Origin of the sequence: Duganella sp. CF402, assembly GCF_900109645.1 — a bacterium.
GTDB lineage: Bacteria > Pseudomonadota > Gammaproteobacteria > Burkholderiales > Burkholderiaceae_D > Rugamonas.
The window spans coordinates 366,850-380,063 of sequence record NZ_FOBG01000001.1 but is presented as its reverse complement, the minus strand read 5'-3'; the positions used below and the strand labels follow the sequence as shown (position 1 = coordinate 380,063).

Annotated in this window: 15 protein-coding genes; 10 read left to right on the top strand and 5 right to left on the bottom strand. The window is 61.2% G+C overall.

Features of this window, described 5'->3' with window-relative positions; translation table 11 throughout:
• Positions 1-20: 20 nt before the first annotated feature.
• Entirely contained in the window at positions 21-530 is a 510-nt protein-coding gene (locus tag BMZ70_RS01755; protein WP_092269095.1) for a DUF1993 domain-containing protein, read from the top strand.
• 76 nt (positions 531-606) lie between these two features.
• Here the strand turns inward: BMZ70_RS01755 and BMZ70_RS01750 are convergent, their stop codons facing one another.
• A complete protein-coding gene (locus tag BMZ70_RS01750; protein WP_092269092.1) occupies positions 607-795 on the bottom strand; it encodes a DUF1289 domain-containing protein in 189 nt (62 codons plus the stop codon).
• Complete coding sequence (locus BMZ70_RS01745; protein ID WP_092269089.1) at positions 792-1,346, bottom strand: DUF1415 domain-containing protein; 555 nt, start codon at positions 1,344-1,346, stop codon at positions 792-794. The genes BMZ70_RS01750 and BMZ70_RS01745 overlap by 4 nt, the downstream gene beginning before the upstream one ends.
• A 200-nt stretch (positions 1,347-1,546) precedes the next feature.
• Here BMZ70_RS01745 and BMZ70_RS01740 point away from each other — a divergent pair, with 200 nt between their 5' ends.
• The 5 genes from BMZ70_RS01740 to BMZ70_RS01720 all read left to right on the top strand — a co-directional run bounded on the left by BMZ70_RS01740 (position 1,547) and on the right by BMZ70_RS01720 (position 7,369).
• Positions 1,547-2,911, top strand: a complete 1,365-nt coding sequence (locus BMZ70_RS01740; protein ID WP_092269086.1) for a transglycosylase SLT domain-containing protein — start codon at positions 1,547-1,549, stop codon at positions 2,909-2,911.
• A gap of 122 nt (positions 2,912-3,033) precedes the next feature.
• A complete protein-coding gene (gene fabI, locus BMZ70_RS01735; RefSeq protein WP_092269082.1) occupies positions 3,034-3,825 on the top strand; it encodes an enoyl-ACP reductase FabI in 792 nt (263 codons plus the stop codon).
• An 88-nt stretch (positions 3,826-3,913) separates the two neighbouring features.
• Positions 3,914-4,978 (top strand): hypothetical protein, encoded by a 1,065-nt coding sequence (locus tag BMZ70_RS01730; RefSeq protein ID WP_092269079.1) that lies wholly within the window; start codon positions 3,914-3,916, stop codon positions 4,976-4,978.
• 126 nt (positions 4,979-5,104) lie between these two features.
• On the top strand, positions 5,105-5,626 hold the full coding sequence (locus BMZ70_RS01725; RefSeq protein WP_165403541.1) for a cyclic nucleotide-binding domain-containing protein: 522 nt from the start codon (positions 5,105-5,107) through the stop codon (positions 5,624-5,626).
• A 321-nt stretch (positions 5,627-5,947) separates the two neighbouring features.
• The gene (locus BMZ70_RS01720; RefSeq protein ID WP_092269073.1) at positions 5,948-7,369 is read left to right on the top strand and encodes a DEAD/DEAH box helicase; all 1,422 of its coding nucleotides are present in this window, start codon (positions 5,948-5,950) and stop codon (positions 7,367-7,369) included.
• Between the two features lie 142 nt (positions 7,370-7,511).
• On the opposite strand, the gene BMZ70_RS01715 is transcribed toward BMZ70_RS01720, so the two are convergent.
• A complete protein-coding gene (locus BMZ70_RS01715) occupies positions 7,512-8,321 on the bottom strand; it encodes a DUF4019 domain-containing protein (protein ID WP_092269070.1) in 810 nt (269 codons plus the stop codon).
• 102 nt (positions 8,322-8,423) lie between these two features.
• Here BMZ70_RS01715 and aqpZ point away from each other — a divergent pair, with 102 nt between their 5' ends.
• The gene (aqpZ, locus tag BMZ70_RS01710; RefSeq protein WP_373922455.1) at positions 8,424-9,119 is read left to right on the top strand and encodes an aquaporin Z; all 696 of its coding nucleotides are present in this window, start codon (positions 8,424-8,426) and stop codon (positions 9,117-9,119) included.
• 47 nt (positions 9,120-9,166) lie between these two features.
• Here aqpZ and BMZ70_RS01705 read toward each other — a convergent pair whose 3' ends face one another.
• On the bottom strand, positions 9,167-9,580 hold the full coding sequence (locus tag BMZ70_RS01705; RefSeq protein ID WP_229205251.1) for a hypothetical protein: 414 nt from the start codon (positions 9,578-9,580) through the stop codon (positions 9,167-9,169).
• 144 nt (positions 9,581-9,724) lie between these two features.
• On the bottom strand, positions 9,725-10,768 hold the full coding sequence (locus BMZ70_RS01700) for a DUF5694 domain-containing protein (protein WP_092269062.1): 1,044 nt from the start codon (positions 10,766-10,768) through the stop codon (positions 9,725-9,727).
• A gap of 186 nt (positions 10,769-10,954) precedes the next feature.
• Here BMZ70_RS01700 and BMZ70_RS01695 point away from each other — a divergent pair, with 186 nt between their 5' ends.
• The 3 genes from BMZ70_RS01695 to BMZ70_RS01685 are packed head-to-tail and all read left to right on the top strand — an operon-like array spanning position 10,955 to position 13,115.
• Positions 10,955-11,515, top strand: coding sequence for an RNA polymerase sigma factor (locus tag BMZ70_RS01695; protein ID WP_092269059.1), 561 nt, complete (start codon positions 10,955-10,957; stop codon positions 11,513-11,515).
• Positions 11,516-11,531: 16 nt separating this feature from the next.
• Positions 11,532-11,870, top strand: a complete 339-nt coding sequence (locus tag BMZ70_RS01690; protein ID WP_373922454.1) for a hypothetical protein — start codon at positions 11,532-11,534, stop codon at positions 11,868-11,870.
• A gap of 3 nt (positions 11,871-11,873) precedes the next feature.
• Positions 11,874-13,115: an MFS transporter gene (locus BMZ70_RS01685; protein ID WP_092269053.1), complete on the top strand. Its 1,242-nt coding sequence runs from the start codon at positions 11,874-11,876 to the stop codon at positions 13,113-13,115.
• Positions 13,116-13,214: the final 99 nt, after the last annotated feature.

Sequence of the window (13,214 nt, the reverse complement as noted above, 5' to 3'; positions counted from 1 at the left end):
TTTACACATAGGAATTCGCCATGACCACCTTCTCCATGTACTCCGCCTCCATTCCTGTGTTCAAGCAGATCCTGAACAGTCTGCACGCCATCCTGGACAAGGCCGAAGCCCACGCCGCCGACAAGAAAATCGACCCGGCTGCCCTGCTGAACTACCGCCTGTTCCCGGACATGCTGCCGTTCACCCGCCAGATCCAGATCGCCTGCGACTTCGCCAAAGGCGCGGCCGCACGCCTGGGCGGCCAGGAAGTGCCATCGTATGAAGACAAGGAAATCACGTTTGCCGATCTGAAGGCGCGCATCGTCAAGACGCTGGACTACATCAACAGCGTGCCGCAGGCGCAGATCGAAGGCAGCGAAGGCCGCGCCATCACCACCGGCAGCGGCGAGAAGACCAAGCACTTCGTGGGCCAGACTTATCTGTTCCACTACGCGCTGCCGCACTTCTACTTCCACGCCACCACCGCCTACGACATCCTGCGCCACAACGGCCTGGAAATCGGCAAGAAGGACTTTATCGGTTCGTACTAAGCATGTCGTCCCGGCGTAGGCCGGGACCCAATAGAACGCATGCTCAGCTTGGGCCCCGGCCTGCGCCGGGGCGACGCTAGGTATTTCGGCGCGGGTAGCCCTGCGCCAGGATGCGCTGCCAGACGACTTCCTTTTGTTCGGTCGTCATGGCAACCCAGTGCGCCACCTCGACCACCGTGCGGCCGCAGCCGCGGCAGATTTCATCAAAAGTGGTCGAGCATACCGCCACGCACGGCGTGTCGGGACGGATAGGCGCGTCGCTCATGGCTTCTCCATGAGCTTGTCCCAACCTGCGTGGCCCAGCTGCTCCAGCTTCTCAATATTCTTATCGAAAATATCAGACGCATCCGGGAAAGCCTCGACCGCGCGGTCGATGCTGTCTTCGCGCAGCAGGTGCAGGGTCGGGTACGGCGAGCGGTTGGTGTAGTTGCCGATGTCGTTGGCATCGGTATCGGCGAACTGGTACTGCGGGTGGAAACTGGCCACTTGCAGGAAACCGTCCAAGCCCAGGTCTTCCAAAGCAGCGTCGGCCACATCGAGGAATTCGTTGTAATCGAAGAAATCGGTCAGCACGTTCGGGTGGATCAGCAGCGTGGTGTCGATTTTTTCCGGATCGGCGTCGGCCAGATGCTGCAGCTCTTCCATCAGCTTTTCCAGCAATTCCTCCGGCGTTTCCGCCTCGCTGACCACGTAACGCACCTGCTGCTTCACGTGCACCGCCTTGGCGAACGGGCACAGGTTCAGGCCTATGACGGCCTTTTCCATCCAGTGAACGGTGTCGGCGATGACCACGTCGCGATCGATGGGACTACTCATATTGCTCTTCCTCGGTAACCACTCAAAAACAGGATTGTACGCAAATTTGCTGCGATCTCGGCCTTATTTACAGTGAATTCTTGCTTATAAGAATTAGTCATAAGGGTGACATATTTCTTGACTCGACCGGATGACCTTCGTACACTCCACGTTTAATTCATAGTCCACGCGATGTTTCTCGTCGCCAACAATGGAAAACTATGCAAGCACGAATTCCAAAATCTGCACTCATGGCGGCACTGGTAGCGCTACTCGCGCCGGTGCTGGCCCAGGCGCACGATGAGGCGCCGGGCCTGCCGACGGTCACCACCGCGCTGTCCCCCCTGCCGAAATCCCCCATCCCTGATGTCACCTCCCTGAAAACCATCAAGCCGGCCAAAGCGGTCGACGAAGAGGCTTTCCGTGAAAAAGACGTCTGGGGCCGCATCCGCAGCGGCTACGCCATTCCCGATGTGAACAACGAACTGGTCGCCAAGCACGTCAATTGGTACGCCACCCGTCCGGACTACATCGCCCGCACCACCGCGCGCGCTTCGCTGTATCTGTTCCACGTGGTGTCGGAACTGGAAAAGCGCGGCATGCCGACCGAACTGGCGCTGCTGCCGTTCATCGAATCGGCCTTCAACCCGACCGCCGTGTCGAGCGCCAATGCCGCCGGCATGTGGCAGTTCGTGCCGGGCACCGGCCGCGACTTCAACCTGAAGCAAGATGCCTTCAAGGACGAGCGCCGTGGCGTACTGGCCTCGACCGACGCCGCCCTGACCTATCTGCAGCGCCTGTACGATATGTTCGGCGACTGGCAACTGGCCCTGGCCGCCTACAACTGGGGCGAAGGCTCGGTGCAGAAAGCCATCAAGCGCAACCAGGCCGCCGGCAAGCCGACCGACTTTGAAAGCCTGGCCGACATCATGCCGGCCGAAACCCGCAATTACGTGCCCAAGCTGCAAGCGGTGAAAAACATCGTCGCCAACCCGCAGCAGTTCGGCCTGAACCTGCCGGTCATCGACAACAAGCCTTACTTCACCGCCATCGACAAGACCAGCGACATCGACCTGACCGTGGCGGCCCACCTGGCCGAGCTGTCGGTGGATGAATTCAAGGCCCTGAACCCGCAGTTCAAGCGCCCGGTCATCACTGGCGACGACCAGACCAAGATCCTGCTGCCGAAGGAAAACGCCGAGAAGTACCACCTGAACCTGGCGCAATGGACCAAGGAGCTGTCGAGCTGGACCACGCACAAGATCACCAGCGCGCGTGAAAGCATCGGCTCGCTGGCCTCGCGCTTCCACACTTCGCCTGAAGTGATTCGCCAAGCCAACAACATTCCGCAGAAGTCGGTGCTGAAAGCCGGTTCCACCATCCTGGTGCCGAAGATTTCCACCTCGGTCAGCCGCGACATCACCGCAGATGTGGCCAACACCGCCACCGTGGAATATGAAGCCGAGCGCAGCAACAGCGGCAAGGCCACGGCCAAAGGCTACAAGCAAGCCAAGGTCTCGCTGGTCAAAGCGCGCGTGCCGCGCGAGGCGGCCAGATCCAAGTCACATCGCAAGACCAATCACTGACAAAGGTTGCAGTTGCGGCGGTCTCGCCCTACAATCTCGGTCTTAAAAAAACACAACCCCGCTGACGTCGCCAGCCTGCTCCCCTGAGCCGGCTGGGGCGCGCAGTTGCAATCGGAGTCCCTATGGCGTTCTTGCAAGGTAAAAAAATCCTCATCACTGGTTTGCTGTCGAACCGTTCCATCGCCTACGGCATTGCCCAGGCGTGCAAACGCGAAGGCGCCGAACTGGCCTTCACCTACGTTGGCGAACGCTTCAAGGACCGCATCACTGAATTCGCCACTGAATTCGGCAGCAACCTGGTGTTCGACTGCGACGTCAGCAGCGACGAACAAATCAACGCCCTGTTCGCCGACCTCGGCAAGAGCTGGGACCGCCTGGACGGTCTGGTGCACGCGATCGGCTTTGCGCCGCGCGAAGCCATCGCCGGCGAATTCCTGGACGGCCTGACCCGCGAGAACTTCCGCATTGCCCACGACATCTCGGCCTACAGCTTCCCGGCAATGGCCAAGGCCGCGCTGCCGCTGCTGAAAGAAGGTTCGTCGGTGCTGACCCTGTCCTATCTGGGTGCCGTCCGTGCCATCCCTTACTACAACACGATGGGCCTGGCGAAAGCCTCGCTGGAAGCGTCGGTACGCTACCTGGCGGAAAACCTGGGTAAGCTGGGCATCCGTTCCAACGGCATCTCGGCCGGCCCGATCAAAACCCTGGCCGCTTCGGGCATCAAGGACTTCGGCAAACTGCTGGGCTTCGCCTCGTCGCACGCGCCGCTGCGCCGCAACGTCACCATCGAAGAAGTCGGCAACACCGCCGCCTTCCTGCTGTCCGACCTGGCGTCGGGCATCACCGGTGAAATCACCTACGTCGACGGCGGCTTCTCGCACGTGATGGGCCTGAACGCGGAAGACTACACGTAATCCTGCCTCCCCCCCCCGCACCAAACGCCCTTCTTACAGGGCGTTTTTTTTGGAGTAAACCATGCCGATTCGCCCGCCCTGCTTGTTATTGAGCTGCTGCCTCGCCGCACTGGCGCCCGCCGCCCAGGCACAAGCTGATTGCCTGCCAACCGTCTGGCACGGCGAGGTCGGCGGCGCGGCGATCACCCTGGAGTTCGGTAATTGGCTGGGGGCGTCGGCGCAGCTCGCAGGCCGCTACCACCTCGGGCGCAGCCAGGAAGACAACTACATCGTGCCCGATCCGGGCGACAGCAACCGCTGGCAGGCAGTAAGCGCGGCAAACAAAACACTCGGCCACGTCACCTTCTGGTGCGGTACCGAAGGCTATTTGCGCGGCATGTGGGAAAGTAACGACGGCAAAGTCGCACAACTGGATGCCGAGCCCAGCGGAAAAGGCTATTACTATGCGGGTGACCGGGAATACGCCATCCAGGTCGACGGCAGCGGCGCGCAAGGCCGCCAGCGCTATGAGCGCATCAGCATAAAAGGCATGCCCAACCGGCGCAGCGTCCGCCTTGGCGGGCAGACGGAGATTATCAACGACATCAACCGCAGGCTGCGCGATGACCTGGTCTCCAGCGTCATGGGCGCGCAGGACTGCGCCAGCCAAGCCTGGTTCAGGCAAGAAGCCCAGCCGCAGGCGACAGGCCGATACGAGGACGAGCTCCTATTCCTGGGCAAGAGTATCGCCGCGCTGTCGCGTCACTGGCAAGCGGCGTGCGACGATGATTTTCGCGCAAACGTGCAAAAGCCGGCCACGATGTTTAACCTGAATACGGGCGAGCAGGAGTTGGTCACCACCTGGCTGGCAGATCCTGAAATCGTCATAGCCAGCCAGGACGAGGTGAAGACCGAGCCTGCCACGTATCGCGGCACCCTGTCGCAGCTGTTGTGGCAAGCCTATCGGCACAAGGATCCATCGTGCGCCGCCAACGTGACCTTTACCCTGCTCGACGACCACATCGCGCCGACGCCGCAAGGCATGGCCTTCACGCCGCTGGCAGCCACCGAATTCCACCGATGCATTGCACCGGCCGTGGTGCCGTATCAGAAAATGCGACCCTTCCTGTCTGAGCTGGGCACCCAGCGCATCAACGAGCTGCTCTCGAAATAGCCACAACCATCCTGGCCGGAATTTTGTTGTCCAAGATTGTTAAAAAATATTATAATTTTTGATATTAGAACAATTTTCATACTAGGGTTGCAAGTGAATAGAATGATTTCGCCCGCTCCGGCGCGCATGCGGAAGGTATTGTTCATCCTCAGCGAATTGCTGGACGAGGATGTGGAATGGCTCGCCAATTCGGGCGACCGCCTGCGCTACCCGGTCGGCGCCGAGCTGATCCCGTGCGGCGGCACGGTGGACAGCATCTACTTCGTGCTGGACGGAACGTTTGCCGTACTGGCCCGCAATGGCGACCTGGTCGCGGAACTCCACAGCGGCGAAGTCATCGGTGAAATGTCGCTGGTCGACCCAGCCCGCACCACCGCCTCGGTGCAGGCCAACGCGGGCGCTTCGGCGCTGCGGGTCTCGCACGCCCGCCTGCGCGACAAGCTCCAGGCCGACGCCCCGTTCGCCGCCCGCTTCTACCGCGCGCTGGCGGTGTTCATGTCGGCCCGCATCCGCCACACCACCAGCCTGTTCGGCCAAGGCGACCAAGCTGCCGCGCCGCACGCCGAGGACATCAGCGAGGCGCAGCTGGAAAAAGCCCATCTCGCCAGCATGCGCTTCGAGCGCCTGCTGAAGCGCCTGGCCAGCTAACACTCATGCGGCCTATACAAGATGGCGAAACTAGGGCATAATGCTTGCCTTGTGCTGAATTCCGCATATTAATTGGTAGCAAGAAGCCATCAATTATTCAGCCAGTTAGATATACGCAGCTACGCAAGCCTCACAGCGCATCATCTGGATGCCCTGATAAAGCCCTCCCGCCCCTGGTGTCGTCACTTGAGACACCGTCCCGGCGCAAAGCTTTTGTGCCGAAATTTCTTTCGATTTTGATTGAGTCATTTCGTTTTTGGTAGGCGTTGCTATTTCGCGTTCCGTTTGTAGCGGATACGCTGATTTTTACGAAAGAAAAGCATGACATTTGAAGCACTAGGTCTCAACACGTCCATTATTAAAGCCCTGACCGACGCCGGCTACACCGCGCCGACCCCAGTTCAGCAGCAGGCAGTCCCTGCGGCGATCGCAGGCAAGGACTTGTTGGTATCCTCCCAGACCGGTTCCGGCAAGACTGCAGCCTTCATGCTGCCGTCGCTGCACCGTCTGGCCGCTATCGAGCCGGCCCCTGCCGGCAAAACCCCTAACCAGGAAGCGCAAGCCGCCCGTGCCCGCAACGAGCGTCCGCGTTTCAAAGCCGCCCAGCCGAAAATGCTGGTGCTGACCCCGACCCGCGAACTGGCGCTGCAAGTCACCACCAATACCGACAAATACAGCGTCAACCTGCGCCGCATCAAGGCCGTGTCGATCCTGGGCGGTATGCCATATCCAAAACAGATGCAACTGCTGGCCAAGAATCCTGAAATCCTGGTGGCCACCCCTGGCCGCCTGATCGACCACATGGAATCGGGCAAGATCGACTTCTCGCAACTGGAAATCCTGGTGCTGGACGAAGCCGACCGCATGCTGGACATGGGCTTCATCGACGACATCGAGAAAATCGTCGAAGCGACCCCGTCGACCCGTCAAACCATGCTGTTCTCGGCCACGCTGGATGGCGTGGTCGGCAACATGGCGCGCCGCATCACCAAAGAGCCACAGATCATCCAGATCATGAGCGCGGCCAACAAGCATGAAAACATCACCCAGCGCGTGCACTTCGTCGACGACCTGTCGCACAAGAACCGCCTGCTGGACCACCTGCTGCGCGACGAGTCGCTGGACCAGGCTGTGGTGTTCACCGCCACCAAGCGTGACGCCGACACCATCGCCGACCGCCTGAACATCGCCGGTTTCTCGGCTGCCGCGCTGCACGGCGACATGCACCAGGGCGCGCGTAACCGCACCCTGGACAGCCTGCGCCGCGGCCAGGTCAAGATCCTGATCGCCACCGACGTTGCCGCCCGCGGTATCGACGTGCCGACCATCACCCACGTGTTCAACTACGACCTGCCGAAGTTCCCGGAAGACTACGTGCACCGCATCGGCCGTACCGGCCGCGCTGGCCGCAACGGTCAGGCAATCTCGCTGGTGAACCACGCTGAAGGCATGCACGTGAAACGCATCGAGCGCTTCACCAAGCAGCTGATTCCGGTGAATGTGGTTGAGGGCTACGAGCCGAAGAAAACCGGTTCCGCGCCACGCACCTCGCGTCCAGGCGGCTGGAAGCCGGGCGACAACCGTGGCGGCGCCAAGCCAGGCCAGCGTTCGTTCAGCAAGCCAAGCGGCGCGCCACGCCGTGACGGCGTGACCGGCTCGAGCGAAGGCTACAAAGGCCCTGGCTTCAAAGCCAACAACCCGTACAACAGCGACCGTCCACGTCGCAGCTACGGCGACCGTTAATCCGGCCCGTTAGCTTGTACATCAAAAGCCACCAGCGCAATCTGGTGGCTTTTTTTTCACCGATTGGGTGCACAACGATGGGGCGTAACTACCTGTTTTAGCCTGCTCGATCCTCGCTGCCGCGATGCCGGCTTGGCCAGATTCACTTGCATTTGAACTGCGTCCGCAATGCGTCCAGCTCGCCGGGCTTGAGCTTACTGGCGGTTTCATTGTCGATCACGTTTTGCTCTTCGCGCACGATGAGAAATGCGCCATCAGCCTGCTCATTCAGTACGATGTAGCCGCAATAAAGACTGGTATTGGCATAAGCACCGGAGAAGTCGACTGCCGCATACGTACCGGGAGCGGCCTGCGGTGGGTTGTGATACCAAGTGATTTGTTTGATGTCGAGGCTGACTAGCTGTCCCGCTCGCGCATTAAAGTCCTGCGCCAGGAAACTCCAGCGCGCAAACGGTATCTGCTGTTGCTGAGCCGGGGTCAGCATCGCATACGCCTCCTGATATTGCCCGCCCTGCTTCAAAGAAAAGTACTTGCGGCTCTGTGCCTCGACACGTTCCTTTTGGTCGCCACCAGGCTGCCATTTAGGCGCGATGCTCTGTGCCATGCGCGCGTTCAACGCTTGAAAATCCTCCATTAACTTGTCGCAGGCCGTTTTACCGGCTTGGCAGAGCGCGGTCATCTTCATGCTGATGCTGCCTTTATCCTCCACCAATTGCCGTCGCACCACTGCGGGGTATGCGGCGTGATCAGGCGGGGTGAATGACCACAGCGTCGAGGCGCCCCGGTCATCAACAATGGTCCAGCCGCCCCGCACGGAAATAGAGACGTCGCTGCGCGACTTGAGCGCCTCCAGCGCAGCAGCAACCGTGGGATAGCCAACATCTCGTTCATCCTGCGCAAGTACCGCAGCGGGGAACACCAGGACTGCCAGAAACAAAGTCCGCATCATCATCCCTATCAACTTGATAAGTTTTGACTTTACTTCAGCATGCTCTTTTTGCCAACATTTAATGCTATCCTGAATGCCTCAATAAACTTTTAGAAGGCGGCAGTGATGAGCAATACGAAAAAATGGTCGGCGGAGTTTCTCGGTACGTTCTGGCTGACCCTGGGCGGCTGCGGCAGCGCGGTGCTGGCGGCGGCGTTTCCCGGCTTGGGCATCGGACTGTTGGGTGTGTCTCTCGCGTTCGGTTTGACCGTGGTGACCGGGGCTTATGCTTTCGGTCCGGTTTCCGGCGGCCACTTCAATCCCGCCGTGTCGGTCGGGCTGGTAATCGGCAAGCGCTTCAGCGCCAGCGAGCTGCCCGGCTACATCATTGCGCAGGTGCTGGGCGCGATTGCCGCTGCCGGCGTGCTGTACCTGATCGTTTCCGGCAAGGCTGGCTTCAGCGGCGTCGGCGGATTTGCGTCGAACGGCTATGGCGCCAACTCGCCGGGCGGCTACAGCCTGCTTTCGGTGCTGGTGTGCGAGGTAGTCCTGACGGCGGTCTTCCTGCTGGTGATCCTGGGCTCGACCGCCAAGCGCGCGGCAGGCGGCTTCGGCGGCTTGTCGATCGGCCTGTGCCTGACCTTGATCCACCTGGTTTCCATCCCTGTCTCCAACACCTCCGTCAATCCAGCCCGCAGCACCGGCCCTGCCCTGTTCGCCCAAACCGGCGCACTGGGTGACCTGTGGCTGTTCTGGGTAGCACCGATCGCCGGCGCCATCCTCGGCGCGCTGATCTACAACGCCCTGCTGGCGGACGACTGAGGCGTACAAGAACATTCGTGAAATCGATGGCGCCTGCCTGAAAGGCATTAATCGCGCCCGGCCCGCGTTGACAGTGCCACGATAGCGGCGCCGGCGGCGACGATCAGTGCGTCTTCGATCAGGCCACTGCGGGTCTGGCCGATGCTGGCCATCGCGCGCTTGCGGCCAGCCAGCGTGAGGTAGGCCAGCGGCACGGCGGTAGCCACCGCGACTGCCGCGCCGGCCGGTTCTCTGCCCTGTGGCGCCAGCGCGGCGCCGGCAATGCCCGCACTCATCACCCGCGCCAGCAGGCCAAGGAAGACGGTGCGGTCAGGCGCGGTCTTCATCTTATCGCCGACCAGTTCGCCGGCGCCCATTGCCAACGCGCCAGCTTTAAATAGCGGCTTGTCCAACAGGACCAGCTTCCCGCTGGTCTCACGGTCGGCCATGCGCGCCATCGCGAGCGTGGCCATCGGGGTCATTGATCGCGCGCTTGCCACAGCGCCAATCAGAGCGGAAGAAAGCAAGCTGCGAGCGGTCATCGTCGTCTCCGGTGAGTGAACCTGAAGACTTCACTTTACGAGCTATCGCAGCTTCACTCTGTTAAGCAGCTAGCACAAGCAGACTTACTTCAGCACCGCCGCAACGTCCACGATCTCCACACCTTGCAACTGGCCGAGCCAGGCGTCGAACCACGGTTTATGGGTGACGCCAACAATCGACAGCACGCGGGCACCGGGGCGCTCGCGGAAGGTTTCGCGGATGTTGGCGACCATGCGCAGATTGCGGATTTCCCAGCCGGCCACCCACATTTGCGGATAGCCTTCGGCCGATTTGCCACGCAGGGCAGCGCGCACGTTGCCGTCGGCGCGGACCAGCAGGTCGGCCGGCTGGTTCATTTGACGGTACAGCGGCAGCAGGTCGGCCGCCAGCGCCATCTCGTCGTAGCGTTTGTCTTGCGCTTGCAGTGCGGCGCCGCCCGCCTTCCATGCCGCCTCGATCGATGCGCCAAACGCCTTCACGTCAGCCAGCTCCAGGTTGTCGCCGGTGTGATTATCGACGGCATGCACGCGCTGCAAACCGAGGCGCGCTGCGAGGCGAGCGGCAATCTGGTAATCCTCGTTGTTATTGCTGGCGAGCTGATTGAGCTTGTTTACCAAAGCGCTGTTCAGCCCATCGCTGGCGCGGCGCTCGGACTCCGGCAACTGCAACCACTGCACATAAGCCGAAGCCCGCTCATTCGCAGCCAGGAACAGCGCAGCCAGATGGCGCCGCTGTGCTGGTGATGGCTGCGCCGGCCAGGCCTTGAGCGTTTTGTGCACTTCCGCGATGGCAGCGGTGAGATCCAATCCGGTGGCCGCCTTGGCCTCATCGGTCGGCTCGCAGTAATCCGCACCATACTTCGCCGGCTGGCGCGCAGCGAGATCGCACTCTTCGCCCGGCAGCGACTCGATGGTGATAACATCCGGCCTGAACGCCTCCAGTCGCGTGAGCACGCCATCCAGCGCAGCAGGATTAAACGACTTCGGCAGCTGGCTCAAGTGCACCGTGCCAAGCACCAGCACCTGCGACCGGGCTCCCGCCATGTCCCGGTCCAGCCCCGCCAGACTCCCCTGCGCCTGTGCCGCCAGCGGCAGCACCAAACCGAGAACCAGCCCCCATTTACCCATCTCGCCTCCTTACACTGAAAGTCTCCAGTGTAAGAAAGCCAATCGCAGTCCCAAGCCAGTTTTAGACAGACTGCCAATTCAACGCCTCAGAACGTAAAAACCGTAGGTTTAACAGTTTGGCATTGGCATAATTACTCCTTTATCAGGACAGCACAATATTCCCGGCCGAGCATCGTCTTCCAGTCTATGACTGCACCAATAACAACATCTGAGCAAGATCAGGACATCACCGCGACGGTGCTGCGGGAGCGGTCGCGCTTGTGGAATTTCATCCGGCGCCGGGTGGCCGACCAGACCGACGCCGACGATATCCTGCAGGACGTGTTCTACGAGTTCACCCAGGCTTACCGCCTGCCCGATCCCATCGAGCAGGCCAGCGCCTGGCTGTTCCGTGTCGCCCGCAACCGCATCATCGACCGCTTCCGCAAGAAGAAGGAAGTGGCACTGGAAGACCTCGCCCCAAACAACGACGAGGACGACGACTACCGTCTCGACCTGATGCTGCCCTCGCCCGACGCCGGCCCCGAGGCCGCCTACACCCGCGCCATGCTGCTGGAAGAACTCCAGCGCGCGCTGGAAGACCTCCCCGCCAACCAGCGCGAAGTCTTCATCGCCCACGAGCTGGACGGCGTCAGTTTCAAGGAGATGGCCGAACAAACCGGCGTCTCGATCAATACTTTATTGGGCCGCAAGCGCTACGCCGTGTTGTTCCTGCGCCAGCGCCTGCAAGCCCTGTACGACGAATGAAAGGAGTACCTGAAAAATGCGTCACCACGATATGAGCTACAAGAAATTCAAGCTGATGAAGGGCATCTTCATCCTCGCCTGCGCCGGCGTGCTCGGCGCCATCGTCATGGCTCTGTGGAACTGCTTGATCCCGGAAATCTTTCCCGGCGCCCATGCCGTGAATTATTGGCAAGCCCTCGGTTTGCTGCTACTCTGCCGCATCCTGTTTGGCGGCTTCCGCGGCCATCACCGCGACTGGCACGAAAAGCGCGAGCACTGGCAGCGCTGGCAAGCCATGACGCCCGAAGAGCGCCAGGCGTTCTTCAAGAACCGCGCCAATTTCTGCCGCCCCGCACCAACCGAAACGAAAGAATAAGGCATGCAAAAAACGCCCGCGCCGCCGTTCAGCGGCTATCAGAAAACCGTGGTGGCCATGCTGGCCTTCCTGCAGTTCGCCGTCATCCTCGACTTCATGATCATGTCGCCGCTGGGCGCGCTGATCATGCCGGACCTGAAGATTACAACGGCCCAGTTCGGCCTGGTGGTGTCGGCCTACGCCTTCAGCGCCGGCGCCTCCGGCCTGCTGACCGCCGGCTTTGCCGACCGCTACGACCGCAAGAAGCTGCTGCTGTTTTTCTACACCGGCTTCATTGTCGGCACCGTCTGGTGCGGCCTGGCGCAGAGCTTTGAAAGCCTGCTGGCCGCGCGCGTGTTCACCGGCCTGTTCGGCGGCGTGATCGGCTCCATCGTGCTGGCCATTTCAAGCGACCTGTTCCCGCCGCAAATGCGCGGCCGCGTCATGGGCCTGATCCAGACCGCGTTTGCCGCCAGCCAGGTGCTGGGCATCCCGGCCGGCATCTACCTGTCGAACCAGTGGAACTGGCACGTGCCGTTCCTGGCGATGGCCGCCTTCGGCCTGGCCGGCGGCCTGCTGGTGGCGTGGAAGCTGCAGCCGGTCGACGCCCACCTCAAGCAGCCGCAAGAGCACAGCGCTTTCATGCACCTGTACCACACGGTGACGGAAAAGCGCTACCTGCTGGCCTTCTGCGTGACTGCCCTGCTGACCACCGGCGGCTTCATGCTGATGCCGTTCAGCAGCGCCTACATCGTCAACAACATGGGCATCGATTTGCAGCACCTGCCGACCGTCTACCTGGTCACCGGCTTGTGCACCATCTTCATCGGCCCGCTGATCGGCCGCGCGGCCGATGCCGTCGGCAAGTTCCCGGTGTTCCTGTTCGGCACCGCGCTGTCGATCGCGATGGTGCTGATTTACACCCACCTCGGCCCTATCCCGCTGTGGCTGCTGGTGGTGGTGAATTCGGTGATGTTCGTCGGCATCTTCTCGCGCATGATTCCGTTCCAGGCGATTTCCTCGACGGTGCCGAGCCTGAACCAGCGCGGCTCCTACAACGCCATCAGCGCCTCGATCCAGCAGATGGCTGGCGGCCTGGCGTCGCTGGCGGCCGGCCACATCGTCACGCAGGATGCCAACGGCCACCTGCAGCATTTCGATCAGGTCGGCTACGTGGTGGTGGGCACTTCGCTGACGGCGGCCTTCCTGCTGTGGCGCCTGCATCGTGGCCTGCCGGTGGCCGCCGCCGCGCCACGTCCGGCATGACGTATCAAATTGTTTCCACTAATTAAGAAAAGCCAATTTAGTTGCCACACGGAATTATTTTCGAACTATAATGTTCATGCAAGCCGTACTCCACCACCA